This is a genomic window from Chlamydiales bacterium (assembly GCA_016185065.1).
GTDB lineage: Bacteria > Chlamydiota > Chlamydiia > Chlamydiales > Rhabdochlamydiaceae.
This window is the reverse complement of sequence record JACPOL010000010.1, coordinates 85119-110467: the sequence shown is the minus strand read 5'-3', so window position 1 is coordinate 110467 and position 25349 is coordinate 85119. Positions and strand designations below refer to the sequence as shown.

The following is a 25349-nucleotide window of genomic DNA, read 5'->3' as shown; positions in this document are numbered from 1 at the left end:
CCTATCCCTTATTGTAGCTGGTCAATATACTCTCTTCCTTTTTTAATCTCAAAATGGAGTTAACGAGATGACGACCACATACAGAGTTGGTGGTGGCGCAGGAGCAGGCGCGGGAGCAGGCGCCGCTGGGGCAGGATTATCACTATTCGATATGGCTACACCGATGGCCGAGGAAGTCTCTTTCGAAGCGTTTGAAAAGGCGTACGCAAAAGGCGATAAGGATGTGTGCATCATCGAAACGAGTGGCACGACCATGGGCCCCTCCATCACGGTGAAGGGAATGGAGCGCTCAATCACTCTTTTTGGGTTAGAAAGAGTATCCGACAAAACGGACCGCCTCTTCGCCTTCCGTATTTCTCAAGGGACAACAACAAGACAAGTAACTGCGCTCTTAGCGGGCGAGAAGATCCTAAAAAAGGCGAATCTCTATCTTATCGGCGGAGGAAGTTGCACTACGGACGACGAGAAAACAGTAAAAAATATTGAAAAGGCGATCGAATCTTATTTTGGTGATGAAGCTGACATGCAGGCTAATTGCACGAATTTGGATCCACTTAACAATTCGGCCGTTTCAGCAACCATGCCTAGAAAAGGAGCTCTTATTTTCTGCATGCACTAACCCTAGCCGTAAAAAAATCGAATGCTGCGGGTGAGTAGCTTCTCAAACTCTCGCTCGTCTAGCTCTGCAAGCTCTCGCTCAGAGAGCTGGTCTACAGGAGAGATGAAGGTGCCGCCGAGCGCGCTAAAACAGGGCGCTCCTTCGGGATCGCTGACGCTGACGGCGGCAGCTTTTGGAAAGAGGTAGATATACTCTTTTCTTCCTGCCTGCTCAACTACTGTGTAGATCATGTACTCCATGTGCTCTCTACCGGAGAGCTCATTCAAGAGTAGAAAATGTCCGCGCACAGGAATAAGTTTATGATCCCCTGCAAGCTGGCGCGCTCCAAGCCCGCTGCAGTTAAAAACGACCTCTTCTTCCACCTCTTCAAACGAGGAGAGCTCTCTAGTTTCAATCGGAATGCCAGCTCTTTTTACCTCTGCAAAGAGCTGCTTCATGAGCTTTGTTGTATCCATGAAGTAGGTCATGTACTTCAGATAGCGAGGGTGGCGCACGCCGCCTCCAAAATCTAGCGTCACCTCTTCGCGCGGAGGGATGAGCCCTTGAATTTCGAGCTCCTCCACTCCAGCCTCGGTATCTTGGCTGCAGTAGACGGGAAGATAGCGAACGCAGTCGGAAGAGAGGTAGGGGTGCTTGCCTAAAGCAATCTCTTGAAATGTTTTGAAAGTTTCAATCCCGATCGCATTTAAACTCTCCTGCTCTTCGGGAGACGTTTTGACCGAAACAAGTGCGAAATATCCAGCAGCTTTCCAAGAGGTGGTATCGTAGAGCTCCTTTGCAGTGATGCCTGCGACTTTATACCCTCGTCTTGTCAGCTCAATTGCAGAAACAAGGCCCATGCATCCCGCACCCACCACGCGGAGAGGAAGAGATCTCTTCTCACTTCTTATAAACAGGTCTATTGCGCGCGATACCGACCCGAAGAGAGTAGTCCATCCCGACCCTCCATGGCCGTAGCAGTGGACGACTCTCTTACCTGCGCTTACTTCTGTAGAGAGATTGAAGCAGCCTTCGCGCATCGGGCGCGTGCATCTCACCTCGCCAAAAAGAGTCTCTCTTGTGAGCTTTGGAGGGGTTAATCGAACAAGCGTTTCGCTTTTTGAATCAATACTCATAACGTGGGTAAAAATCGCAGCGCGACCGAGTTCATGCAGTAGCGCTTGCCAGTTGGTTGAGGTCCATCATCAAACACGTGCCCAAGATGTCCGTCGCAGCGGCTGCAGATCACCTCTGTGCGCACGGTAAAGAGGTGTCTATCTTCGCGGTAGGAGACATTCTCGGGATAGATAGGACGGAAAAAACTGGGCCAGCCAGTTCCCGACTCATACTTCGCTTCAGAGCTGTAAAGAGGAAGGCCACAACCGGCGCACACATAGGTTCCTTTCTGCTTCTGATCGCAATAGGCGTTATCGTAGGCGCGCTCAGTACCCGCCTTTCTGAGCACTTTGAACTGCTCTGGCGTGAGCCGCTCTTTCCATTCAGCCTCGGTGAAGATCACCTTTTTCCCATCAAAACGCTCTTCTGCCAAAAGGGGCTCCTTGAAACCTTATACGAGATAGGTTTATACAAAAGTTTTACAGAATATGGGACTCGTTAAAAAAACTATCAATAAAAAAAAATCAGGAAGAGGCATGAGCAAAAAGAAAGAAGAACACGAAACGGCAATTTTTGCAGGCGGCTGCTTCTGGTGCACGCAGCACGATTTCGACTCTGTTCCCGGTGTGATCTCGACAACGGTGGGATACACCGGCGGATCAAAAGCTAAGCCCTCATACGAAGAGGTCTCAACAGGCGACACGGGCCATGTTGAGGCGATTCAACTCGTCTACGATCCCGCAAAAGTGAGTTACGAGAAGCTGCTAGACATCTACTTCCACCAGATCGATCCGACGCGAAATGATGGCCAGTTCTGCGACATTGGAAGCCAGTACCGCCCCGTCATCTTCTACGCAAACTCAGATCAGCAGAAGGCTGCAGAAAACTATAAGCAGAAGCTCACCGCTGAGAAGAAGATGGGCCCCATCCTTGTCGAGATTCTACCTGCTAAACCCTTCTATCCTGCAGAGAAGTACCACCAGGAGTACTATAAGAAGGACCCTCTAAAGTACAAGTTCTACAGCAGCGGCTCTGGGCGCGAAAAAAGGCTCAAGCAGCTCTGGAACCACGATACTTAATGGAGGCTTTTGATAGCGTCTGCGGTGTGCGAGAAAATATGCTGCTCGCCAATTAGATCTAGAAGGCCAAACTTCTTAAGTTTATTCAGCAGGCGGGGGTTTATCCCGGAGAGGAGAAGAGTTGTGTTGTCGCGTTTGCAATGGTGGTAGAATTCGCGTAAGGCGTGCATGCCAGATGCATCGATTGCAGGAACTTTGCGCATGCGTAAGATGAAAGCCTTTGGTGGCGCCTCGAAGTTTGTAAGCACATTTCTGAGGCTATCTGCCACTCCAAAGAAAAATGGACCGGTGATCTCATACACTTCGACACCAGAGGGAAGGTGTTTTTTCTCCAGCTTTTCTAGATCATACTTCTCACTAGTAGCAGAATACTCTTTATCTAGAGCTGTTAGAGAGACGATCTGAGAGGCCTCTCCCATTCTACGCATGAAAAGAAAAAGCGCTATAATCATCCCCGCTTCAACCGCAACGGTCAAGTCAACCAGCACAGTTAAAAGAAATGTTGTTAAGAGGACAGCGACATCTCCCGCCGGAGCCTTGAAAAGGTGACGAAAGTGTTCGATCTCGCTCATATTCCACGCAACCACCATCAGCACGGCCGCAAGGGCTGCAAGAGGAATCTGGCTTACGATCGGTGCGAAGAGTAGAACGATCACGAGCAAGGTAAGCGCGTGGATCATTCCCGCAACGGGGGTTTTACCCCCTGTTTTTACATTTGTTGCTGTCCGCGCAATTGCTCCTGTTGCGGGGATCCCACCAAAAAGCATTGAGCCGATATTTGCTACCCCCTGCGCCATCAGCTCGCAATTAGATCGGTGTCTTGTGCCCGCCATCCCATCTGCGACAACTGCAGAGAGCAGAGATTCAATGCCGGCCAGAAAAGCGATCGTAATGGCGTCGGGAATGAGGGTGTGCCAGTTCGAAAGAGGTAGCGAAAAGTCTGGCAGTGCAGGAAGAGGAAGAGCGCGTTTAATCTCTCCAAAGCGCGAAGCGATCGTTTCAAGAGGAAGATTCAAAGCCATCGAAACTGCGGTCGCAATGGCTACTGCCGTGATTCCCCAGGGAAGAATTGGAAAGAGGCGCCTGATTAAAACAATGAGTGCAAGCGTTCCCGATGCGACTAAAAAGGTGGTAGAATCGAGCGTCGGAAGAGCGGAGAAGATCGCAAGCCATTTGGGAATGAAATCAGCAGGCACCTGAGCCATCTTAAGGCCGCAGAAATCCTTAACCTGCGACGAGAAGATGATGACAGCAATCCCCGTTGTGAATCCTGTAACCAGCGGATAGGGGATGTATTTAATTAGACTCCCAAGACGCGAAAAAGCCGCAATTAGAAGAATCACGGCTGCGATGAGAGAGGCGATAACAAGCCCCTCATACCCGCTACTCTCGATAATTCCATAAATAATCACGACGAACGCACCAGTAGGCCCGCCAATCTGAAATCTGCTGCCTCCGAGCAGCGAAATCAAAAAACCCGCGATGATCGCAGTATACAAGCCTTTTTCAGGAGAGACGCCGGAGGCGATCGCAAATGCCATCGCAAGAGGAAGGGCAACAACTCCAACAGTGATGCCAGCGAGCAGATCGCTCCTGAATAGATTCCAGGAGTAGTTCCCATTCAAAAAGAGCCAGGACTTAGGGACAAACTCCCCCCAAAACGAGCTCTTATTTTCCGCGTGCTGTTTCATGTTTCCCTATTCTACCGAGAGGAGCCGGAGTTGTAGGTGTTGTAGCTGTTGTTGTTATACTGAATGTTCTGTTTTGGCGGCATGAAAGAGTTGTGGAAGTCGGAAGCGAAGGCGATAAAGATCCTAAGCGCACGCGGATCGACTCCCGGAATCGGTTTCAAAGGCTTCATCTCCCATACTCCGACATCGCCAAACGCCTTGCCGGTGAGTTCCGCCAAGATGATCCCCTCATTCTCTGCCGAGCTGATAACAAACTCCAGCTTTTCGCTATTTAGATAGGCCACCGCTGTCGCTCTTCCTTGACCATTATAGAAGACGAATTTGGCGCGAGAGCCCGTATAAAACTTGCCTCCAATCATCCCGATCCCCGTATCTCCATCGTAGAGATCGATCTCGACGCCCCAAGGAAAGAGAAGCCCCCAAGAGAAGGCCCTTGTGATTCCTCTAACTTCTGGTTCGCCCATCGAGTTGTAGAAGTCATAGTAGTAGCGCGGGCAGAGAAGCCCAGATCGCACCACCTTCCCAACGCGCACCTCACCCTCTGTACATTCAAACTCTGCACTCCAACCAAAAGGATGTGTGCTTTTTACAACGCTCCAAGTAGGAAGAGGAGCCGGCGCTGCAAAAGAGCTTCCAACCATCAGTAGTGAAATCAGAAAAAAAATCGCTCTCATATTCGTATCCTTTTTTGTTAACACAGAATGCAGCCGGCGCCTTCTGGCGGCTTCTTCTCATATTTTACTTTGTGGGTGGGTTTATTTTTAAAATCTGGGTAGAGCTCTCCTACATCTGGGTCTCCATTTTTGAACGTTCCTACAAACCTCTTCTTGCCTGCTTCAAAAGTCAAGGTTCCCTCGGTCTGCTTATCATTAAAAAACTGGCCCTCATAAACATCCCCCGTCATGACCCACGTGTATTTACAAAACCCCTCTTTTCTGCCATATATAAAAGCGCCATCACACTGATCTCCATTGGCATAGATTAAAAATCCTTTTCCGTGAGGAAGACGAGCTGCTCCAACAATTTCAGTCTCTCCCTTGTACCTGCCTCCATCTTCTAGACGGAGATCGTTGGTATCGCTTACGGAAACATAGTTTTTTAGATCATCTTTACCTTCCGCTGCTTTGCCATCTTGGACTCCTGCTCCTGCTCCAGCTCCAAATCCATAAGGCTGCTGACCTGCTCCTGTAACTCCGCCTACTCCTATCATCTCACTTCTCCCAGTGCGATTGTTTCATTCCAGTTATCTCTTATGCCTAAACTTGCAAAAAGCCCTCTGCGCCTCTCATTTGAAAGTGGCTGAGGATCTACTTGTGCAATGGCTTTGATTAGCTCTGCAGCATTTGTAATTGAGGGAGAGACTCCACCTCGAACAAGAATATCTTCGTATCTCTCATGACCCACCTGAATTGTGGGGATGCCAGCCAGCGCAAATAGGGGGCCCATGCTCGTCTGATAGTAGAGTGCTGCATCTGCAACCAGCTGCATCTCATCAGAGCTTCGATCGGAGATGATCACCTTCGGAGCTCTCGTCTTTGCGCCGCTCCGTTCGATCCAAGCTTCAAATGCGCGCCTATCCAGATTTTTACTCTTAGCTCCCGGGTGCTGCTGAAGTACAAGCACGATGTTCGATAGGTCTTTCTGCTCCATCCCTTCATCGATTAAACGGAGAAGTGCGGGAAGAGCGCGGGAAAAATACTCCTCATTATTTCCTCCGAAGTAGACTAGCAGCTTCTGCCCCCTCTCTTTCAATGCATTTTGAGCAAAGAATTCAACGCGCATTTTGCGCCCGCTCTCTGCACGTTTTGCCGCGACCTTTTCAGCTTGCTCGGTGGGATAGTAGCCAACGCCAATCCTCTTTTCCGGGGGCAGCTTCACCTCTTGATCCCTCTCAGAGTAGATAGGCTGAGATGCGAGATTCGCATTTGCAAATAGAACTCTCTGTGCAGCGAGCACGACTTCAGCCGCAACTTTAGAATAGCCTCCCGGTACATAGGGCTCTGGATTGTCATAGTAGGCAGCGCGCGTAGCACTGGGAGCCTCTTCCGCTAGAGCCTTCTGAAGAGTCAGATCAAAAGAGTGGCCGACATCGGTAATGACGAGCTCTGTCTTATTGCAGCTTCTTGCGATCTGCGCTGCAAGAAGACTCCCTTCTTCTTTTGAGAGCCCCTCGGCATTAAAGGTGAGCGCAACATCGACATGACGCTCCTCAAACTTCTTTAACGCAGGCCCCGACGCGTATACCCGAACCTGATGGCCCTCTTCTTTTAGCTTCTCCGCAAATGTCGCGAAGTGGTCGGCCGGCCCGCCGTGACAGGCGATAAAAGTAATAGCAGTTGCAATGAGAAACATAAACTTAAGCGGGTGTTATTTTTTTAGACTTGCTTCTTCTAAACGATCTACATCGAGATTGCAGATCAATTTTAAATTCTGATTAATCTTCTCGATCTCCCAATCCCACCAGGCGATCTTTTGAAGGCGCGCGATCGTCTTCTCATCAAAGCGCATCTTCACAACTTTCGCAGGGTTTCCGGCGACGATAGAGTAGGCGGGCACATCCTTAACGACGACAGCGCGCGCTGCAATGATCGCCCCATTTCCAATTGTCACCCCATTTTTCACTAGGCTATCGTAACCGAACCAGACGTCGTGGCCCACCAAGATATCTCCTTTTACAGGAAGATCGTAGACATTGAAGGCGCTCTCCCAACCCTCTCCAAATATCGGAAATGGGTAGGTGCTGATCGCATCGAGCTTGTGATCTCCTGTCATGATGAAGCGCGTCTCCGCAGCTATTGCACAGAACTTCCCGATGACGAGCTTCACTTTTGCAAAGTCGTAGTTGTACAAGACGTTATACTCCTCAAACTTCTCAGGACCATGCCTGCGATCGTCGAAGTAGGTATATTCGCCGACGTGAATGTTGCTAGCCTTCACAAAAGGCTTTAAAAACACCGCGCCCTTGTACTCTTTTATGGGGTAAATTGTGCGAGGATCTGGACCCATCTCTTTTCAGCCCTATACTTAGAGACAAATAGTCTTCTTCTTTTGGAAATTTTCAACAAGAGGATTTAACTAGATAGATTCCTAATGATCTGAGGGCCAGCTGCGAAGAGCAGGCCTGTGTGGCCCACCTGCAGCATCTGGATGTGTTCTGGATTTGAGAGCGCCCTTCTTGCAAGGAGCTGTGTATCTCGCTGTCCAATGAGATTATCATAGGTGCCGTGAATGGAAAAAGCTCTATTCCAATTGCCATGCTCCCTAGTGCCGAGAAGTATCACGCGGCCCACTCCTAGCTGCCCATCTCTCTCGTATGCAAGAGCACCCCCACGCGAGTGGCCGATTAGGTCTATCTCTACCCGGGATCCAAAAAGAGCCCGAATCTGCGCCATTTTTGTATTGATAATGTTCCTATCTTCTGCGGTTATTTCCCCATGCGGAAGGCTGACCGTAAAAACAGCGGGATGGTAGTGGGGATCTTCTTGAAAAGCTGCAGCGATACTCGTGAAAGACGCTGGACTATTGTAGTTACCATGCAGGCAGAGAACCGGGTTAAAGCGGCGCTGCTCTTCCGTGATCGCTGTTGGGTTCACCCCTGAGAAGTGGGGCTCTCCTCCCCAGCCATAGATAAGCCATTCGAAGAAGGCTCTGAGAGTGCTGATCGGCTCAGAGAGTATGCAACTGACAACATACATCACAGCTGCAAAGTCAGAAACTTTGATTTTTTAAGAGTTTTTGGCAGAATTTAAATTGTCTTTCGCAGGACATACTTGAGAAAGTAGGCTAAGAAAGACAATTTAAAGTCTGCCGAAAAGACTAAAAAAGCATGTTGCTGCCTTTGCAGACACCCTCTAAACTTCACATGCCCTTGTTGCCAAAATTTACAGCCATTGCCGCCTGCGATCCAAATGGGATCATGGGGAGAGACGGAACCCTCCCGTGGCACTACCCAGAGGATTTGCACCACTTCCGAAGGTCGACTCTGGGTCATGTGATGGTCATGGGATACAAGACATACCTCTCCATGCCCCCTCGCGCCTTTGAGGGGCGGACGAGCTTTGTATTCACAAGAAGCAACAGCGTAGATCCAGCCCACGCAACACCTGTTGGGGGATTAGAGGAGCTTGCAAAGGCCTATTCTGAAAATAGGCACCTCCTAGAAAAAACTCAGTTTGTCATTGGCGGATCGGAGATATTCGATCTCTTCTTTAATGAGAGCCTGATCGAATACGCCCTCATCACGCATGTGGAGAAGTCCTATCCGGGAGAGACCCTCTTTCCCCTCAAATTCTTAGAGTCTGCACTTCAAGAAAGCAGTGAACACCTCGAAGAACTATCGATAGCAAAATATAAAATCTCTTATCGATCACCTAAACCCTCTGGTTCTCTTTAAGTAGCGATACTCTCTCCAAATTACATAGATCACTAGCGCTTCGAAGAGTGTAAACATATCTAAGACCAGAGAGGGGGTATAAAAACACTCTACGATTTGATACACCAATAGAAGCATTAAGAACACTATAGCTACAATAAAAGCTAAAAACTTTCGAAGTAGCAGGCCAACAGAAACGAGCATTTTTACAACCCCATTTCCTATCAGAATAGCTGATATAAAAATGAAGGTACTTGTCGACAGCATTTGAGACATGTAATCAACAAAATCCAAAACACTCTCGTTCGATATTTTAAATAGGTTATAGTGAAGAACTTTTGAGATAGAATCCAAGACACCCTGCTTTTTCAAGAAAACAAAAAAAAGCCCTCCAACAAATTCGAGAAGACCATCTATCCCCTTGAGTATGATTGCTAAATTAAAAAGGAGGTGGCGTCTATTCTGCTTCAATGAGACTTCCATGTTTTGAACGGCCCCTCGCCACAATCTCGGCTCTTCAGGGCCGAGTCTTTAGCGGGATTCCTATTCTCTCTTATCCTTAAGCCGAAGAGAATCCCCTTTCTTTAGGAAGGAGTTCTTTAAAGCGCAAAAAAGCGGCCAGCGGGATTTTTGCCATCACCTCTCCAGGGACCTCTCTTCGTTCAGTCAAAGAAGGAAGCGCTTTTCTAAGCTTTGATGGTAACCGAAAGAGGCGCGCTCTCTCCACCGCTGCTGACGGCGATGACTTGATACGTATAGCTCTTTCCTTTTTTTCGGTTATGGTCTTCGAATTTCAGAGGCGCGCTGCTCGAGACCGTACCAATCTGGACTCCATCTCTTAAAATACGATATTCCGTAACACCAGCAGACACGCTAGGATTCCATTTAAGAACGATAAAGTAGTCAGCCTCGCTGAGAAATACGCTTGCTTTTGCCTTAGCACTGATCAGCGTTGGTGTAACGGGAGCGGTATTCTGAGAGGCGGGAATAATCGCAACCTGCTGAGGGGTGCTTCCAACAGGGATCGTCGCGATCACTGCATCAGTTGCCGTATCGATGACATAGGTATTGTCATCGTTTGCAGTGATAAGAACTTTTGATCCATCGGGCGTAACAGCACCATATTGAGGATTGCCAGCTATAGAAACTGTATCGCCAACAGCATCGAGTGTTGTATCGATTACGCTCACTGTGGTTCCAAAAGAATTTAGGATAAAGAGTTTAGTCCCATCTGGAGTGACCACGCCATAAACAGGCCCCGAACCCACGGCAACTGTTGCAATGACCAGATTGGTGGCGGTATCAATGACGTTAACGCTACTGTCGGTACGGTTTGAAACGTAGACCTTGTTTCCCTGAGGCGTGACGTTAACAAAGATAGGTAGTGTTCCTACATCCACAGTTGCAATCACCGTATTGCTTACAGTAGAAACCACGCTGACATTGTCACTATCCTCGTTGGCTACATAAACTCTGTTTCCGCTTGGTGTAATAGCGAAAAAAACAGGCGTTACACCCAGAGTAGGCGTTGCAACAACAGTATTCGTCGTAGTATCGATAGCATCGATGACGTTATCGTTGGGACCTGCCACGTAAACAGTGTCACCATTCGGAGTAATAGCAATCCACTCCCCTGGAGGATTGGATGGGACGATATTCACTGTGGCCACAACCGCATGTGTCGTCGTGTCAATTACGCTCACACTGTTACTTCCGCGGTTGATCACATAAACTGTCGAGCTGTTCGGAGAAGCTGCGATAGCACCAGGATGACTCCCCACACCGACAGTTGCAATGACAGCATCCGTAGCTGTGTCGATCACAGAAACGCTAGCACCATTAAAGTTTGAGACGTAAGCTTCTGTGCCATCGGGAATGATCGTGATAAACAGAGGCAAGCTCCCTACTGGCACTGTGGCGATAACTGTGTTGAGCGTCGTGTCGATTACACTTACGTTGTTATTTCCCGAGTTTGCAACATAGGCCTTATCAGTTGCTCCGAATAGGCCAGCCGAATGGGCTATGATCGCTATCAGCGTAAAGAGTCTTCTCATTTTCGCTTCGGCCTCTGTTTGTTAAATTCTGGATCAATAACGCAACCGAAAACCTTCACTATTTATTTGTAAGGCGGAACGCTTTTTTACGTAATAACAATAAAGCAGCTTTTTGACTAGCATTTTGACTGAAAAGATGCTCGGAACAGGACTCGAACCTGCACCCCCTTGCGGGGAGGAGATTTTAAGTCTCCAGTGTCTACCATTTCACTACCTCTCGCGCTTTGCCTGCTACCTCATCGCGCAAAACGGCGACCCGAGAAAGCCTGAGATTGCGCAAGCTCAACACTACTTCGCCATTTGTTCTCAACAGGTTGTATCTCAAGATTCGCTTGTGTGCTTTTTGGAGATTTTTCTTAAGAGGCTTGAAGTGAAATTCACAGTCCATGTTTTAGGCATGGACTGTGAACCGTTATCTACTATTTAAAGGTCACGCTGTAAAGACCGAGCTCTTTACCAGCTTTGTAAAAAACCGAAAAACATCCGATGGCACGCGCTTTTCGTGCAGCGCCCCACATCAACTGACCGATGTGATCGATCTTCATGCCACTCTGGGCGCGAGTCACAACAGTGTTTGCTGGATGCCCCGCAAGGCTACCCAATGCCCCTGTTGTAAAAGCAGCGGCGTACTCGACTCCTTTGTTATCGCCAAACTGCTTTTTCATTACGACTGCTAACCGATCCGCAACACTTAAGCCCCCTACAAAAGCTGTTTCTTGAAGGACGATTGCAAAGCACTGCTTGAAAGAGAATCTTCGGATAGACTCTGTTACGCTATAGCCCATCGTTTGACCATTAAATACAAGAAGCACCGGTGCAGATACTGCTCCAACTATTGCTGAACTCGCAATTGCCGAAGAGAAGCTCGCCTTGCCAGAATCTCCGAGAAGAGCCTTCTCTACAGCTTTTTGAACGATCATCTGCGTTCCAACAATGACACCAACCGTAGGCGCTGCCTTTATGCCCTCGATCACTCCTCTATAAAGTGACATTTTACGGATAGGCTCTCCCTTCTGCTGGGCGCTTTTAGCAATCATATCTCTGAAGACAGGAACAATTGCTGCTGAGGCTGCCATTGGGGGGACTACATAGGGTGCTACTGCTGTCCAAACCGCTCCTGACGGCTGTCCATTTTGGACAGGTGAAGACGTTGCTGCTGACATATATTTTTCTCCTTAAATAATTTAAAAAATTTTTTATAAAACGAGTGTTTACATAACCGACTTTCAAGTCGGGCTACGGAAACAAAAAAGTGTGAGAAGATTAAATATTATTCCGCCGTGGGGCGGATCAGCAGCACAGAAGAGAGAGAAATGTTGCGGAAAACAAAAGCCGTAGGAGCAGAGGCGATCCCCGCGTCCTTGACCACTTCAAAAAGAGGTTTTTTCGATTTTATTGTTTTCACAGCAAAGATCTTAACATAGCTTGTTACTATTTTGCAATTGCCGAACAGATTGAATCAAAAAAAGCATGCAAATCATTGACTTGAAGAAGCTTGCTTCCGAGCAAAAAAAAACCTGGCTTACGCCAGGCTTTTGCTTGCTCGGAACAGGACTCGAACCTGCACCCCCTTGCGGGGAGGAGATTTTAAGTCTCCAGTGTCTACCATTTCACCATCCGAGCTAAAAACTCTCGCCAGGGGAGACGAGAGTTTAGCGTTCAAAGCAGAATGATTTCAAGTTCTAGCGATACTCTTCACCTGAAAATGGAGGAGTGAAGCTGGTATTGAAGGAGGTCTCATTCATAAAAGAACGGCTGAGATGTGTGCTTTCGCCGCCAGAAGAGTCGGAGGAGCTCTCATCATCATCGTCCTCTTTCTCTCTCTTCTGCTCATCTTTTTCTGTCTCGTCTTTCTCCTCTTCTACCGGCTTGGGAAGAAGACCTCTTTCAGAAAGCTCGAAATCTTTTTCTTTATAACGACTAATGGTTTCTGAGATGAGTGTGGGAGGGGGGGGAAATAGAGTAGTGAACATCGATGATGAAACTTGCGTCTCATCATTTGCACCACCTCCTTGAACAGCTGCTTCTGACTGAGCTGTCTCTCTGGGTTCACCCTCATTGCCGGCTTTCTCAGCGGTTTCGGCGCTATCAGGGCGATCTCCTCGACGTCTGCGGTGGCGGCGTCGATCACGGCGTCTATCGGTGCGTCCAGGGCCTGCTGCTGTCGAACTCTCCTCTTCGGCAGCCTCGCCCTCTTGGGCAGCAGGTAGAGCCTCGGGTTTCTCGGCAACATGCTCTCTCTCTTTTGGAGAGCTGCGCATAGGAGCTTCTCTTCCGCCGCCAATTTTAATGGCGCGTTCGATGCTCACATTTTTCAGCGCAACGCGTGTCTCTTTCACTTCTACGATCTCATAATCACTCACCGGCACCAGGAAGCTCTTCGGCTTCTCTAGCGAACGAAAGAAAAAGGAGTGGCCGAATGAGACGACTTCGATCGCATCGACGTGATACTCTTCTTGTCCACCGCCCTTACTATTGCGGACGAGGAGCTTAAACCCCTCCTTCGGTGTGATGATGGTTTCTATGATGGGTTCTCTTGTAAAATTCACTGATCATTCCAGGGTTGAGTCGTTTAGTTATTGGCATGCGAATGGGGCTCATTTATTCTCCTTTGAGGCCATGTATTCACACAGGTCAGCCACACGGTGCGCATATCCCATTTCGTTGTCATACCAAGCAATTAGTTTATAAAAATGTGGATTCAAAGCGATCCCAGCGCCCTTGTCAAAAATACAAGAGGCGGGATTGCCGATAAAATCCGAGGAGACCACTTCTTCATCACAATATTCGATGATCCCCTTCATGGGACCATCTGCAGCCTTTTGAAGGGCGTTGCATATGTCCTCATAGGTGGTGGCTTTGCTCAACCTGACGGTGAGGTCGACCACCGAGACATCTGTTGTGGGAATTCGAAAAGCCATTCCAGTGAGCTTACCTTTCACTTCAGGAAGACACTGGGCTACTGCTTTGGCAGCTCCGGTAGAAGAGGGGATGATATTGATACTTGCGGCTCTTCCCCCTCTCCAGTCCTTTTTAGAAGGACCATCGACACTGGGTTGTGTCGCTGTGAGAGAGTGGACGGTAGTCATGAGACCTTCTTCAATGCCAAAGTTCTGCAATAGAACTTTCGTTAGAGGGGCTAGGCAGTTAGTGGTGCAGGAAGCATTGGAGACAATGAAGTCTGTCTTGGGATTGTACTTTTCTTCGTTCACTCCCATAACAAACGTAGGCACCTCTCCTTTTGCGGGTGCTGTGATGATCACCCTTTTTGCGCCTGCTTCAATGTGCTTTCTTGCAGCGGCCTTTTCTGTAAATAGGCCGGTGGATTCTACAACATAGTCTATTCCCAGCTGCTTCCACGGAAGCTTCGCTGGATCTTTCTCTGCAAAGACCTGTACTCTCTTACCGTTGATGACGATAGCGTCCTCTTCGGCTTTGATTGTAAGGTTAGCTTTGCGATGGATGGAGTCGTGTTTAAGAAGATAGGCGAGATTATTCGCGGGGACGACATCATTGACGGCAACGATCTCTAGATCTTTGTATATTTCGCTTACAATACGACAGACTAAGCGTCCTATTCTTCCAAATCCGTTAATCGCTACTCTAATCGGCACGTCTAGCCTCCCAAAAAGGGCCTAACCTTCATTAGTTGAAGGTCCATCATAAACGAGTTTTTGAAGAAAGTAAAGAGGTCAAAAAAAAGAAAGACACACCTCTAGGAGCTAGAGGTGTGAAAAAAGAAAAAACTATTGAGGTAGATACTCGATCAGGCAGGTGTGTGCATTATCGCCTACACGCTGAGACTTCTTAATGATGCGAGTAAAACCGCCATTTCTTGTCGCAAAGCGTGTGGAGAGGTCTCCAAAGAGCTTCTGGATAACTTGACGGTCGGCGTTATATACCGAAGTGTCGCCAGCCTTAGCTTGCTTCGCTTCTTTAGGAGTGAGAGTGTTGAAGGTAATCATCAGGTCAGCAATCGCTTGGCGACGGCTAGCCAGTGTATTCTTCTTCGCCAAACTGATCAGACGATCTGCATGACGTCTCAGCTCTTTCGCTTTAGTAACTGTCGTTTCAATGCGCTCGTGCTCTACAAGAGACTTGAGCATATTGGCAAGCATACATCTGCGGTGAGAAGAGGTCTTGCCAATTTTAAATGTATGTTTTCCGTGTCTCATGATTCTGCCTCGACTTTGGAGTTGAGATAGTCGGTAATGTACTGTTTTACGTTATCGCGTGTGATGCCGAATCTCGAGAGATCCATCCCGAGGCTTAGTCCCATCTCTTCCAGCTTAGATTTGATCTCATTCAGAGACTTCTTGCCGAAGTTTCTAAATTTGAGCATCTCAGACTCTGGCATGATGACGAGTTCTGCAATCGTATCGATGTTAGCTCCTGCGAGACAGTTTGTCGAACGAACAGAGAGTTCAATCTCGTTGATTCGTAGCGCAAGTTTCGCAAGAAGAGAATCGCGATCTGAATCGAGCTCTTCGCGCTTCTGTTCGAAGCTGATCGGGTTCTGCTGAAGCTGTTCGAACACCTGCATGTGCATGATGCTGATCTGCGTAGCAAACGAGAGAGCTTCGAGCGGAGTGATTCTGCCATCTGTAGTGATTTCGAGAATGAGACGGTCGTAGTCTGTATGTTGGCCTACACGTGTGTTCTCTACAAAGTAGTTCACCAGTCTCACAGGAGAGAAGGCTGTATCGACGATAATCTCATCTACGCCCTTCTCAGTTAGGCCGTGTCGCTCTGAAGAGACGTAACCTCTGCCCATGCCGATTTTCAGGTCGACTTTACGAGACATCGGCTTCGTCGCTGTGAAGATCACTAGCTCAGGGTTGACGACATCGTAGTCTGTGCCGCCCATTAGGTCTTTCAACGTAACGGAATACTGGCCGCCATTTTTATCGAGGAGATCTCCGCCGATATCGATGACTTTAGAAATGACTTTATAATCAGTTGAGCGAGGCTCATCATCTGAAGGGAGTTTTCTGAGAAGAGCACCTTTAAGATTAAGCACGATGTGCGTCATATCTTCGATGATACCTTCTACAGCCATGTACTCATGGGGCACGCCTTCGATCCGTACGGATACGATAGCAGGCGACTCCATCGAAGTTAAGAGAACGCGTCGTAGAGCATTCCCTACTGTGTGCCCGTAACCACGCTCAAAAGGTTCTGCAATAAAACGTGCAAAATTCCCTTTTTCCTCATCGACTTTAATCTTGGTTGGCAATTCAAACTTGCCATACTTCACTGCCATGTTACTTGCTCTCCCGTGAATATTTGAAGGTTATACTCGGCGTCTTTTACGTGCTCGACAGCCGTTATGCGGCACAGGGGTTGTATCGCGAATCACAGTTATGATTAGCCCTGTGCTTTGCAGACCTCTTACAGCAGACTCTCTTCCTGCTCCAGGTCCGTTTAGATTCACTTCTACCTCTTTCATTCCAAGAGACATCGCGGTCTTTGCTGCATCTTGAGCTGCAACGGTAGCTGCGTAAGCAGAAGATTTGCGCGAACCAGAAAAGTTAACTTTTCCAGCGGACGCCCAAGAGACGACGTTGCCTGCGAGGTCGGTGATTGAGACGATGGTGTTGTTAAAAGTGGATTTAACAAAGACAATCCCACTTGGAACGTTTCTCGCCACTTTCTTTTTAGTTTTTGTCGCAGCTTTTTTAACGACTGCCTTTTCAACTTCTTGCTTAGCCAAGACTCGATCTCCTTTAGAGTTCTAGAAATTATTTTTTCTTTCCTGCAACCGTCTTTCTCTTGCCCTTTCTAGTGCGAGAGTTTGAGCGGGTCCTTTGACCACGTACTGGCAGACCCAAACGGTGTCTCATACCTCTATAGGCATGAATTGAAATGAGGCGCTTAATGTTATTCTGTACCTGACGGCGCAGATCTCCCTCTACAGCGTACTCAGACTGAAGTGTGGCGTTCAAGCGAGCGATATCTTCTTCGCTCAGCTGGCTAGCCTTCATGTTGGGGTTCAACTTCAGCTTGTTAATAATCTCAAGAGAGAGACGACGGCCTACTCCGTAGATGTAGGTCAGGCTGACTTCTAGTCGTTTTTTGTCAGGGATGTCTATTCCAATGACACGAGGCATGAACAAATTCCTTATGTAAGAGAGCGTTTACGCATTTAAGTTGCTAGTCGTTGAAGAAATGTAGCGACTTTACCATATGTTTTAAAATATGACAAGCCCCGAGCACTTCTTCTTCACTTTTTCCACTGCAAATCAAGTTAATAAATTTTTTCTTCCCCTCTTCATGAAGCCTTCGTAGCGCTTCATAATGAGGTGAGACTCAATTTGCTTAGTTGTATCCAGGACTACTCCCACCAAAATCAGCAGGGAGGTTCCTCCAAAAAAATATGATATATTGGCGTCTACTCCGATCAGCTTTCCAATAATCGTAGGCAGAATCGCGATGAGAGCGAGGAAGATCGCACCGGCGAAGGTGATGCGGTTCATCGTCTCTTCTAAAAAATCTTGTGTAGGTTTTCCTTGTCTGATTCCTGGAATAAAGGCGCCATTCTTTTTCATATCCGATGCGATCTGCTCGGGATGAAACTGCGTTGAGGTCCAGAAATAGGTAAAGAAAAGAATTAGCAGCACATAGAGCGTTGTGTAGATCCAGTTGCCAGGAGCAAGAGCCATTGTTATGCGGCCAAGCCATGTGCCCTGCCCTACGAACTGTCCAATAGTCGCCGGAAACATGAGTAGCGAGGAAGCAAAAATAACAGGAACAACACCTGCATAGTTAATCTTTAGAGGGATAAAAGCATTCCCCCCTTGTGCTTCATGCTTTCCAATCACGCGTCTTGCATACTGTAAAGGAATTTTTCGCTGACCTTGGATAATAAGTATCGTTCCTACAATGATCGACACGAAGACGGCGCTTAAAATGACAAGAGAAGAGAATGTGAGCTGTCCAGCTTCTTGTGAATCAAGATTTAGCTGTTTAATGATCGATCCGATTGTAGTCGGAAGAGAGGAGAGGATACCGATGGTGATGATTAAGCTTATGCCATTACCAATCCCCTTTTCTGAAATCTGCTCGCCAATCCACATTAAGAACATGGTTCCAGCAGTCATTGTCGTCATAACGATCAGGTAGAAGAGCCAAGGGATTCCAAAAGCTTGAACATCTGCTAGCTCGCTGACGATAATTCCAGGAGACTGGAGGTTTAACTGGAAGGCGTACTTAGCAAAAAGACATGCTTGAAAAAGAGCAAAAAAGACGGTCACAATGCGAATCCACTTTCCCAACTTTCTGCGACCTGAGTCTTGATTCTCTTTCATCTCTCGCTGCATAGAAGGGAGAACCGCAGTGAGAACTTGCATCACGATCGAAGCAGAGATGTAGGGCATAACGCCAAGTGCGATGATCGTCATGTGGGCGAATGCACCACCCGAAAAGACGTCCATAAGTTGGAAGAGGTTCTGCCCTCCCCCAGTGGCTGTGCGGAAGAGGTCTACGGCTGCATCGCCATTAATTCCGGGCACGGGAATATGTGCACCAATTCGGCAGATGACGAGCATCAAGAGCGTAAAGAAAATCTTTGCTCTAAGCTCTGAAACAGATAGAATCCGTTTTATTCCCTCAATCATGCGCCTGTATTCTCATTATTTTTTTGGCCTTCGCGGAGCTCTTATTTAAAAAAGAGACCTCTGAAGGCCCTAAAAGGCTTTCTAAAGCGTCGTTACTCTGCAGCTCTTCCTAAAGTGAGAACTTTGTAAGAAACTGATTTCTTTTCGAGTTTCTCGACTGCCGCTTTGGAAAAGTGGTGAGCTTCAATTGAGCACTTCTTTGTGAGCTCTCCTGTTGAAAGTACTCTAATGCCTCCGCCAAGTCTGCGAGGAATGAGTCCTTTTGCTCTGAGTGTCTCATAATTCACAACTTCGCCATCTTTGAAGTGTTCGTTGATAAGATCAAAATCGAGCTCGAATGCATCGGACTGAAAGCGTGCATTAGGAAAGCCGCGGCATGGAAGAATACGATAGAGAGGTCTTGCGCCCCCTTCTCTTCCGAAGTTGCGGGCATAACCTCTGCGTGCCTTATCTCCTTTGATACCACGGCAGCTTGTCTTACCTCTTCTAGAGCCCATTCCGCGTCCTACGCGCTGGACCTTTCGTCGTGGTCTGTCGGTGTTTGCGAGTGTAGATAGAGATAGGGAGTTCATACAAGGCCTCTTATTGATAAGCACTCTTTTCTATTCTTCAGGCTAAGCAGAGCTCTGATTGTTGCTCTTACCTGGTTCAAGGGGTTGTTAGATCCGTAGCTCTTTGCTACGATATCTTTTAAACCGCCAAGTTCTAAAACTGATCTAACTTTGGATCCAGCGACAACGCCTGTTCCTTCACGAGCGGGCTTCAGAAGAACTCTTGAGCCATCCCACATCACATCAACTTCGTGAGGAATTGTTCTGCCTTCCATCTCGAAGGTCATCACATTCTTTCGCGCCGCCTCTGTGCCCTTGCGGATTGCATCAGACACCTCGTTTGCTTTAGCAAAGCCAAAGCCGATGTGTCCGTTCCCATCCCCAATAATCACTAGAGCTGAAAAGCTAAACTTACGTCCACCCTTTACAACCTTTGAACAGCGGTTGATATAGAGAACTTTCTCTTCGAACTCTGTTCCGAAGTCATCTGCGTGCTTAAACTGGTATCTCTCGCGCGACATCACGTTGTCCTATAGCTTAAAATTGAAGTCCTGCTTCGCGAGCTGCATTTGCAAGCTCTGCGATAAGCCCATGAAATTTAAATCTACCTCTATCAAAAACCACGCGATCGATGTTCTTCTCTTTTGCGAGCTTCGCAATGCGTGTTCCAACTTCTTTCGCAGTTGTTTTTGACTTTCTAACTTGCTTGCCTTTCTGCTTAAACTCTTTGCTCATTGTTCCGATTCCAGCCAGAGTGACTCCGGTCTCATCGTCAATGATCTGCGCTGCAATGTGCTGATTGCTCTTATAAACGCTAAAACGCGGTTTCACAGAACTACCTCTTAGGTGTTTTCTGATTCTCATCACGCGTTTAATGCGCTTTTCAGTGCGCTGTACTAAATTACTTTCCATGACCTGCTCCTAACGCTTATGCTGCGGCTGTCTTGCCTTTAGCTGCTTTGCCATCTTTCTTGCGAACGTACTCATTTTCATAACGGATCCCTTTGCCTTTATAAGGCTCTGGGGGCTTCATCGCACGAACGGCTGCTGCAAATTGCCCTACAGCATGCTTGTCGATTCCTGAAATTGTGATCGCAACACTCTTTTCGATCTCTACTTTTACGCTCTTCGGGATCTCAATTTTTGTTGGGTGAGAAAAACCGAGCTGAAGGTCGAGCATATGGCCAGCGATAGCGGCTCTATATCCTACGCCAATCAGGGAGAGTTTCTTCTCAAAGCCTGTGCTTACACCGATGATCATGTTATTGATCAGTGCGCGGTAGAGACCGTGTGTTGTGCGCGGCATCTCTACTTTCTCATCTCTCTCAACAAAGACCTTAGAATCTTCAACTTTAACTGTAATTCCACGCTCTAGTGGATAGGAAGTTGCGCCTTTAGGCCCCTTTACATGAAGTTTGCCACCTTCCGTCTTAATCTCTACGCCTTTTGGAAGAGCGATAGGTGATTTGCCGAGTCTTGACATGATTAAATTCCCTTAATTCTTATATTACCAAACCAGGCAGAGTAGCTCGCCGCCAACTTTCTGCTCTCTGGCTTTTTTACCATCTAAAATTCCGCTTGGAGTAGAGAGAATAGCCACGCCTAATCCTCCGAAGATTCTCGGGATATTGCGATAGCCTACATAGCGTCTCAGACCAGGCGAAGAGACTCTCTTCAACCCTTGAATGACAGGCTGTCTTCCAAAGCCGTATTTCAAGAAGATGCGCATTCTTCCGCCAGCTTCATCGACGAGAAAATTGTCGACAAAACCTTGCTCCTGCAAGACTTTTACAATGCTAGCCTTCTCGCGGCTATGATAGAGATCTACGAAACGGTTACGCGCTAGCGCCGCATTTCGTATTCTTGTTAAAAGATCAGCTATTGGGTCGTTAATTGCCATGTTCTAGTTCCCTATTCTTCCGTTTTAAAAGGAAAGCCGAGCATTTTTAAGAGCTCCAGGCACTCCTCATCACTTTTAGCTGTTGTTACAAAGGTGATATTCATCCCTTGCGTACGCTTAACGTCATCTAAGTTAATCTCAGGAAAGATGATCTGCTCTTGTATACCTATAGAGTAGTTCCCCTGACCGTCGCACTTAATTGGAAAGCCGCGAAAGTCGGGAATACGAGGAGATACAATGTGGCAGAATCTGTCGAGAAACTCATACATGCGCTTTCTGCGTAGCGTCACTTTAAGTCCAATCGCTTGCTCTTCGCGCAGTTTGAAGTTAGCAATCGACTTCTTCGCTTTGGTAACAATCGGCTTCTGTCCTGAAAGGAGAGCGATCTCCTTTAGGCAGTCTTGCATCGCATTCTTATCTTTCGTAGCCTCTGCAATCCCCATGCTAATGACAATCTTCTTTAGCTCTGGAACTAGCATCGCATTCTCATACGAAAACTTGTCTTGCAGACCTTTGCGGGCTTCTGTTCTGTACTTCTTGAGCACTCTAGGCAGTGTTTTTTGCATTATTTTTGCTCAGCTCCACTAATTTCTCGATAGACAACCTCTTTGCTGCCATCTAAATAAATCAGTTCTTTTTTTCCTTTCGATGACACTCTTGCTTTCAATTTGAGAGGCTTGCCATCTTCTCCGCAGATTCTGACGTTAGAGATATGCATAGACATCTCGAACTCCATGATTTCTGGAGTTGGCACCTTGCTCTTTCTCTTCACGTGCTTCTTACGGATGTTCAATCCTTGCACAACGACTCGCTCGGCCTTTCTAGAGAGAACTTTTCCTGTCTTCCCTCTTTCGTTTCCGGCGATGACAACTACTGTGTCGTCCTTTTTAATCCATTTATTCATCTTATATCTCGCTTAGATAACTTCTGGGGCAAGTGAGGTAATTTTAACGAAACCGCTTTCACGCACCTCTCTTGCAACTGGGCCAAATATACGGCTACCACGTGGATTATCTTTATCGTCGATAATCACGCAGCTATTGTCGTAGAAGCGTAAGAACGAGCCATCACCTCTGCGGATATAACTCTTCGTTCTAACGATCACAGCGCGTACGACTTCGCCTTTTTTTACACTTCCTTGTGGATCGGCCTCTTTGACCGAGCAGATAATCACATCACCTACGTGGGCATATCGTCTCTTAGAGCCGCCTAGCACTTTAAAGCAGCGCACGCGTTTGGCTCCAGTATTATCAGCTACCCAAAGGTCGGTTTCTTGTTGAATCATGGTCCGTTTACTCGACTACTTGTGTTTAAGATACGACGCTCAAAACTCTCCATCTCTTCAGCTTAGATAGCGGTCTTGTCTCTACAATCCTCACTACCTGCCCTACTTCAATCTTCTGATCTTCAACATGGGCGTAATACTTCTTTCCACGTGTGATCACTTTATTAAAAGTGGGATGCCGGAATGTTCTCACTACCTGCACTGTGACTGTCTTTGCCATCTTGTTGGAGACAACAACACCTTCACGAATTTTCTGTTTCATCTTTTCCATTAGGGTCTCCTGTTGTCAGAAGAGCTCTTCTCTCGAAGGATAGTGAGAAGCTTTGCTCGGTCGCGTCTTTTCTGCTTGACCAGATGGGGCTTTTCCAACTTTCTTGAGATGTTTAGCTCACAGTTCATCTGATAGATCTCTCTAGAGAGCTCTTCGAGCTGTGTCTTTAATTCGCTTTCGCCTTTTTCGCGCAATTCTTTTACTTGCAACATATGTCCTCTTAAACTCTCTCTACCCGCTCGACAAAACGCGTGCGGATCGCTATCTTTGCGGCTGCTCTTCGGAGAGCGTTCTGAGCCATCTCTTTTGGTACGCCACCTACTTCAAATAAAACTCTTCCGGGTCTGATGACAGCCACCCAATGATCGGGGGCGCCTTTTCCTTTACCCATACGAGTTTCAGCAGGCTTCTTAGTTACTGATTTGTCTGGGAAAACGCGGATCCAGACTCTACCTCTTCGGTTGAAGTAGCGGTTAATTGCAACCCTGCAGGCTTCAATCTGATGGTTAGTCAAACGGCCGCGATCGAGGGCTTGCATTCCGAATTCGCCGAAATCGAGAAAGTTGCCAGCCTTACTTAAACCAGTATGCTTGCCTTTCTGCATCTTTCGAAACTTAGTACGCTTGGGCATCAACGACATATATTACTAGCCTCCTCCCGCCTTCGTTTGCTCTTCACCAATATTAATCCATACTTTCACACCGATTGAACCGTATGTGGTTTCAGCTCTTCCCATCGCATAGCGAATGTCAGCTCTGATCGTGTGAAGAGGTACTCGGCCCTCTTTATACCACTCTGTGCGTGCAATCTCTGCGCCGCCGATACGTCCAGAAACTTGGACCTTAACACCGGCAGCTCCAGCTGCCAGGGCAGCTTGAATCGCTTTTTTCATTACCCTTCTAAAAGGAACTCTTCGCTCTAGTTGTTTTGCAACTCCATCCGCTACGAGCTTCGCATCTAGGTCTGGGCGCCTAATCTCTTCTACTTCAATCCAGATCTCTTTGCCGGTAAGTCTTTTGAGATCCTGTTTTAGCACATCGATCTCAGCACCTTTTTTCCCGATTACAAGACCAGGGCGAGCTGTATGAATCGTCACTTCAATTTTACCGCTCATTCTCTTGATTGTGAGCTCGGAAGCTCCGGCGCAGCACGCCTTAGTCATAAGAATTTTGCGGATCATGTTATCTTCGCCCAAGAGTTTGCCAAACTCACCTTTGTCTGCGTACCAGACGGACTGCCACTTCTTGGTGCGGATTAATCTAAAGCCTATCGGCGATGTCTTTTGGCCCATTATTGCTCCTATTCAGCTGCCACGACGATGGTAAAATGACTTGTTCGTTTCATTACGGGTGCACGTCCGCCGCGGCTCTTTGACTTAGCGCGCTTTAGGACTGGTCCCGCATCTACTCTAACCTCTTTAACAAATAAGTCTCTGCGTTGAACATTCAGTTGTGTTTCAGCATTAGCAACTGCGCTATCGAGAGTCTTCTTAAGAAGTTTACCCGCTTTCATCGGGCTCAGTGTGAGCTGAACTGTCGCAGCATCAACCTTCATTCCTCTGATTACGTCAGCCATTAGGCGCGCTTTTCTCGGAGGGATTCTTATGTATTTTGTGATTGCTCGAGCCATCTGCATAGTTATTTTCCTTCAGCTGGTTTGGCCGCGGGAGCAGCAGCAGCTGCAGCTCCAGCTTCGGCAATTTTCTTGGATCCGTGGCCTTTAAAGATACGCGTTGGTGAAAATTCGCCAAGGCGGTGTCCCACCATATTCTCAGATACAAAAACGTTGATAAATTTACGTCCGTTGTACACTTCAAAAGTGTGCCCGATCATGTCTGGGATGATCATCGATCTACGCGACCATGTTTTAATCGGTTTTTTTGCCCCAGAAGCATTGAGCTTCACTACTTTGTCCATGAGATGGTGGTCTACAAAGGGACCTTTTCTCAGCGATCTTCCCATACTAGCCTCTATTTCCTTCGATCTTTAACGATCCACTTATTCGATTTACGTTTAGAACGGGTGCGGTATCCCTTTGTGCACATAGCCCATGGGGTCTGTGGGAGGTAGCCGTTATGCTTTCCTTCGCCGCCGCCGTGTGGGTGGTCAACTGGGTTCATCGCAGTTCCGCGAACAGTTGGGCGAACGCCTTTCCAGCGCATACGACCCGCTTTACCTTCTACGCGAAGATTTCTCTCTGCGTTAGAAACAACTCCGAATGTCGCTCTGCAATCTTCGTTAACCATACGGATCTCGCCAGATGGCATTTTGAGAGTGACGTAACCGCCGCTTCTCGCCATGAGCTGAGCCGAAAGTCCTGCTGAGCGAACTAATTTACCACCTCTACCTGGGTAGAGTTCAATGTTGTGAATCACAGAACCAAGAGGCATCGCTTTCATGCGCATGCAGTAGCCTGGATCAAAAGGAGCTTCATCGCTTGTAGAGACCGTGTCGCCTGCTTTCATGCCCTGTGTAGCGATAATGTAGCGCTTCTCACCGTCAGCATAGTGGAGAAGTGCAATAAACGCGCTTCTGTTTGGATCGTATTCAACAGAGGCAACCTTTGCAGTGACGTTCTCTTTGTCTCTTCTGAAATCGACAAGGCGGATCACTTTTTTGTGTGCAGCGCTTCCCTTGTGGCGACATGTGATGTGACCATGGTGGTTACGACCGCTTGTGCGAGTGACTCTCATCAAGAGAGTCTTCTCTGGTGCAATCGAGGCTCTTCCATCGCGTGTCAGCTCTGCGTTGCTTGTGAGCACCAGGTGTCGCTGCGATGGTGTATTTGGACGAAACTTCTTTGTCATTGCGTTTCCC

At 47.6% G+C, this 25349-nt stretch carries 37 protein-coding genes and 1 tRNA gene; 4 read left to right on the top strand and 34 right to left on the bottom strand.

Features of this window, described 5'->3' with window-relative positions; all coding sequences use genetic code 11:
• Positions 1-67 precede the first annotated feature (67 nt).
• Positions 68-619, top strand: coding sequence for a hypothetical protein (locus tag HYX48_08380; GenBank protein MBI2743915.1), 552 nt, complete (start codon positions 68-70; stop codon positions 617-619).
• 2 nt (positions 620-621) lie between these two features.
• On the opposite strand, the gene HYX48_08375 is transcribed toward HYX48_08380, so the two are convergent.
• A complete protein-coding gene (locus tag HYX48_08375; protein ID MBI2743914.1) occupies positions 622-1734 on the bottom strand; it encodes an FAD-binding oxidoreductase in 1113 nt (370 codons plus the stop codon).
• Positions 1731-2147 (bottom strand): peptide-methionine (R)-S-oxide reductase MsrB, encoded by a 417-nt coding sequence (gene msrB / locus HYX48_08370; protein ID MBI2743913.1) that lies wholly within the window; start codon positions 2145-2147, stop codon positions 1731-1733. Before msrB ends, HYX48_08375 begins: the two co-directional genes overlap by 4 nt.
• Positions 2148-2202: 55 nt before the next feature.
• Between msrB and msrA the strand changes: the two genes are divergently transcribed.
• Positions 2203-2793 carry a peptide-methionine (S)-S-oxide reductase MsrA gene (msrA, locus tag HYX48_08365; GenBank protein MBI2743912.1) on the top strand — a complete coding sequence of 197 codons (591 nt, stop codon included), beginning with the start codon at positions 2203-2205 and terminating at the stop codon, positions 2791-2793.
• Here msrA and sulP read toward each other — a convergent pair.
• The 6 genes from sulP to HYX48_08335 form a co-directional block, all read right to left on the bottom strand.
• On the bottom strand, positions 2790-4484 hold the full coding sequence (gene sulP, locus HYX48_08360; protein MBI2743911.1) for a sulfate permease: 1695 nt from the start codon (positions 4482-4484) through the stop codon (positions 2790-2792). The genes msrA and sulP overlap by 4 nt on opposite strands.
• A gap of 11 nt (positions 4485-4495) precedes the next feature.
• Positions 4496-5158: a hypothetical protein gene (locus tag HYX48_08355; protein MBI2743910.1), complete on the bottom strand. Its 663-nt coding sequence runs from the start codon at positions 5156-5158 to the stop codon at positions 4496-4498.
• 17 nt (positions 5159-5175) lie between these two features.
• Positions 5176-5694, bottom strand: a complete 519-nt coding sequence (locus tag HYX48_08350; GenBank protein MBI2743909.1) for a hypothetical protein — start codon at positions 5692-5694, stop codon at positions 5176-5178.
• Positions 5691-6836: a hypothetical protein gene (locus HYX48_08345; GenBank protein MBI2743908.1), complete on the bottom strand. Its 1146-nt coding sequence runs from the start codon at positions 6834-6836 to the stop codon at positions 5691-5693. The genes HYX48_08350 and HYX48_08345 overlap by 4 nt, the downstream gene beginning before the upstream one ends.
• Before the next feature lie 15 nt (positions 6837-6851).
• Positions 6852-7490 (bottom strand): CatB-related O-acetyltransferase, encoded by a 639-nt coding sequence (locus tag HYX48_08340; GenBank protein ID MBI2743907.1) that lies wholly within the window; start codon positions 7488-7490, stop codon positions 6852-6854.
• Positions 7491-7555: 65 nt separating this feature from the next.
• Positions 7556-8179 carry a hypothetical protein gene (locus HYX48_08335; protein MBI2743906.1) on the bottom strand — a complete coding sequence of 208 codons (624 nt, stop codon included), beginning with the start codon at positions 8177-8179 and terminating at the stop codon, positions 7556-7558.
• A 167-nt stretch (positions 8180-8346) separates the two neighbouring features.
• Between HYX48_08335 and HYX48_08330 the strand changes: the two genes are divergently transcribed.
• A complete protein-coding gene (locus HYX48_08330; protein MBI2743905.1) occupies positions 8347-8877 on the top strand; it encodes a dihydrofolate reductase in 531 nt (176 codons plus the stop codon).
• Here HYX48_08330 and HYX48_08325 read toward each other — a convergent pair.
• Complete coding sequence (locus HYX48_08325) at positions 8851-9339, bottom strand: DUF2127 domain-containing protein (protein MBI2743904.1); 489 nt, start codon at positions 9337-9339, stop codon at positions 8851-8853. The genes HYX48_08330 and HYX48_08325 overlap by 27 nt on opposite strands.
• A 203-nt stretch (positions 9340-9542) precedes the next feature.
• On the bottom strand, positions 9543-10910 hold the full coding sequence (locus HYX48_08320; protein ID MBI2743903.1) for a beta-propeller fold lactonase family protein: 1368 nt from the start codon (positions 10908-10910) through the stop codon (positions 9543-9545).
• A 112-nt stretch (positions 10911-11022) separates the two neighbouring features.
• Between HYX48_08320 and HYX48_08315 the strand changes: the two genes are divergently transcribed.
• Positions 11023-11337, top strand: a complete 315-nt coding sequence (locus HYX48_08315) for a hypothetical protein (protein ID MBI2743902.1) — start codon at positions 11023-11025, stop codon at positions 11335-11337.
• On the opposite strand, the gene HYX48_08310 is transcribed toward HYX48_08315, so the two are convergent.
• The 24 genes from HYX48_08310 to rplB form a co-directional block, all read right to left on the bottom strand.
• Positions 11330-12073, bottom strand: a complete 744-nt coding sequence (locus HYX48_08310; GenBank protein ID MBI2743901.1) for a hypothetical protein — start codon at positions 12071-12073, stop codon at positions 11330-11332. The genes HYX48_08315 and HYX48_08310 overlap by 8 nt on opposite strands.
• Before the next feature lie 377 nt (positions 12074-12450).
• Positions 12451-12533 (bottom strand) — tRNA-Leu (locus tag HYX48_08305).
• A gap of 59 nt (positions 12534-12592) precedes the next feature.
• Complete coding sequence (locus HYX48_08300) at positions 12593-13459, bottom strand: hypothetical protein (GenBank protein ID MBI2743900.1); 867 nt, start codon at positions 13457-13459, stop codon at positions 12593-12595.
• A 48-nt stretch (positions 13460-13507) separates the two neighbouring features.
• Positions 13508-14518, bottom strand: coding sequence for a type I glyceraldehyde-3-phosphate dehydrogenase (gene gap, locus HYX48_08295; GenBank protein MBI2743899.1), 1011 nt, complete (start codon positions 14516-14518; stop codon positions 13508-13510).
• Positions 14519-14656: 138 nt separating this feature from the next.
• A complete protein-coding gene (rplQ, locus tag HYX48_08290; GenBank protein ID MBI2743898.1) occupies positions 14657-15085 on the bottom strand; it encodes a 50S ribosomal protein L17 in 429 nt (142 codons plus the stop codon).
• A complete protein-coding gene (locus HYX48_08285; GenBank protein MBI2743897.1) occupies positions 15082-16173 on the bottom strand; it encodes a DNA-directed RNA polymerase subunit alpha in 1092 nt (363 codons plus the stop codon). The genes rplQ and HYX48_08285 overlap by 4 nt, the downstream gene beginning before the upstream one ends.
• A 30-nt stretch (positions 16174-16203) precedes the next feature.
• Complete coding sequence (gene rpsK, locus HYX48_08280; protein MBI2743896.1) at positions 16204-16623, bottom strand: 30S ribosomal protein S11; 420 nt, start codon at positions 16621-16623, stop codon at positions 16204-16206.
• A 28-nt stretch (positions 16624-16651) separates the two neighbouring features.
• Positions 16652-17020 (bottom strand): 30S ribosomal protein S13, encoded by a 369-nt coding sequence (gene rpsM / locus HYX48_08275; GenBank protein ID MBI2743895.1) that lies wholly within the window; start codon positions 17018-17020, stop codon positions 16652-16654.
• A 132-nt stretch (positions 17021-17152) separates the two neighbouring features.
• Entirely contained in the window at positions 17153-18526 is a 1374-nt protein-coding gene (secY, locus tag HYX48_08270; protein MBI2743894.1) for a preprotein translocase subunit SecY, read from the bottom strand.
• 92 nt (positions 18527-18618) lie between these two features.
• Entirely contained in the window at positions 18619-19098 is a 480-nt protein-coding gene (gene rplO, locus HYX48_08265) for a 50S ribosomal protein L15 (GenBank protein MBI2743893.1), read from the bottom strand.
• Complete coding sequence (rpsE, locus tag HYX48_08260) at positions 19095-19598, bottom strand: 30S ribosomal protein S5 (protein ID MBI2743892.1); 504 nt, start codon at positions 19596-19598, stop codon at positions 19095-19097. The genes rplO and rpsE overlap by 4 nt, the downstream gene beginning before the upstream one ends.
• A gap of 16 nt (positions 19599-19614) precedes the next feature.
• The gene (locus tag HYX48_08255) at positions 19615-19989 is read right to left on the bottom strand and encodes a 50S ribosomal protein L18 (GenBank protein MBI2743891.1); all 375 of its coding nucleotides are present in this window, start codon (positions 19987-19989) and stop codon (positions 19615-19617) included.
• A 16-nt stretch (positions 19990-20005) separates the two neighbouring features.
• A complete protein-coding gene (gene rplF, locus HYX48_08250) occupies positions 20006-20560 on the bottom strand; it encodes a 50S ribosomal protein L6 (GenBank protein MBI2743890.1) in 555 nt (184 codons plus the stop codon).
• Positions 20561-20584: 24 nt separating this feature from the next.
• Positions 20585-20977 (bottom strand): 30S ribosomal protein S8, encoded by a 393-nt coding sequence (rpsH, locus tag HYX48_08245; protein MBI2743889.1) that lies wholly within the window; start codon positions 20975-20977, stop codon positions 20585-20587.
• Between the two features lie 11 nt (positions 20978-20988).
• Positions 20989-21531: a 50S ribosomal protein L5 gene (gene rplE, locus HYX48_08240; GenBank protein ID MBI2743888.1), complete on the bottom strand. Its 543-nt coding sequence runs from the start codon at positions 21529-21531 to the stop codon at positions 20989-20991.
• Between the two features lie 11 nt (positions 21532-21542).
• The gene (gene rplX, locus HYX48_08235) at positions 21543-21881 is read right to left on the bottom strand and encodes a 50S ribosomal protein L24 (protein MBI2743887.1); all 339 of its coding nucleotides are present in this window, start codon (positions 21879-21881) and stop codon (positions 21543-21545) included.
• 12 nt (positions 21882-21893) lie between these two features.
• Positions 21894-22262, bottom strand: coding sequence for a 50S ribosomal protein L14 (gene rplN, locus HYX48_08230; protein MBI2743886.1), 369 nt, complete (start codon positions 22260-22262; stop codon positions 21894-21896).
• Between the two features lie 25 nt (positions 22263-22287).
• On the bottom strand, positions 22288-22533 hold the full coding sequence (gene rpsQ / locus HYX48_08225) for a 30S ribosomal protein S17 (GenBank protein ID MBI2743885.1): 246 nt from the start codon (positions 22531-22533) through the stop codon (positions 22288-22290).
• Positions 22533-22745, bottom strand: a complete 213-nt coding sequence (gene rpmC / locus HYX48_08220) for a 50S ribosomal protein L29 (GenBank protein MBI2743884.1) — start codon at positions 22743-22745, stop codon at positions 22533-22535. Before rpmC ends, rpsQ begins: the two co-directional genes overlap by 1 nt.
• An 8-nt stretch (positions 22746-22753) precedes the next feature.
• On the bottom strand, positions 22754-23173 hold the full coding sequence (rplP, locus tag HYX48_08215; GenBank protein MBI2743883.1) for a 50S ribosomal protein L16: 420 nt from the start codon (positions 23171-23173) through the stop codon (positions 22754-22756).
• Between the two features lie 6 nt (positions 23174-23179).
• Positions 23180-23824 carry a 30S ribosomal protein S3 gene (gene rpsC, locus HYX48_08210; protein ID MBI2743882.1) on the bottom strand — a complete coding sequence of 215 codons (645 nt, stop codon included), beginning with the start codon at positions 23822-23824 and terminating at the stop codon, positions 23180-23182.
• Positions 23825-23832: 8 nt separating this feature from the next.
• The gene (rplV, locus tag HYX48_08205) at positions 23833-24162 is read right to left on the bottom strand and encodes a 50S ribosomal protein L22 (protein MBI2743881.1); all 330 of its coding nucleotides are present in this window, start codon (positions 24160-24162) and stop codon (positions 23833-23835) included.
• An 8-nt stretch (positions 24163-24170) separates the two neighbouring features.
• Positions 24171-24494, bottom strand: a complete 324-nt coding sequence (gene rpsS / locus HYX48_08200) for a 30S ribosomal protein S19 (protein MBI2743880.1) — start codon at positions 24492-24494, stop codon at positions 24171-24173.
• Between the two features lie 8 nt (positions 24495-24502).
• Positions 24503-25339, bottom strand: a complete 837-nt coding sequence (gene rplB / locus HYX48_08195) for a 50S ribosomal protein L2 (GenBank protein MBI2743879.1) — start codon at positions 25337-25339, stop codon at positions 24503-24505.
• Positions 25340-25349: the final 10 nt, after the last annotated feature.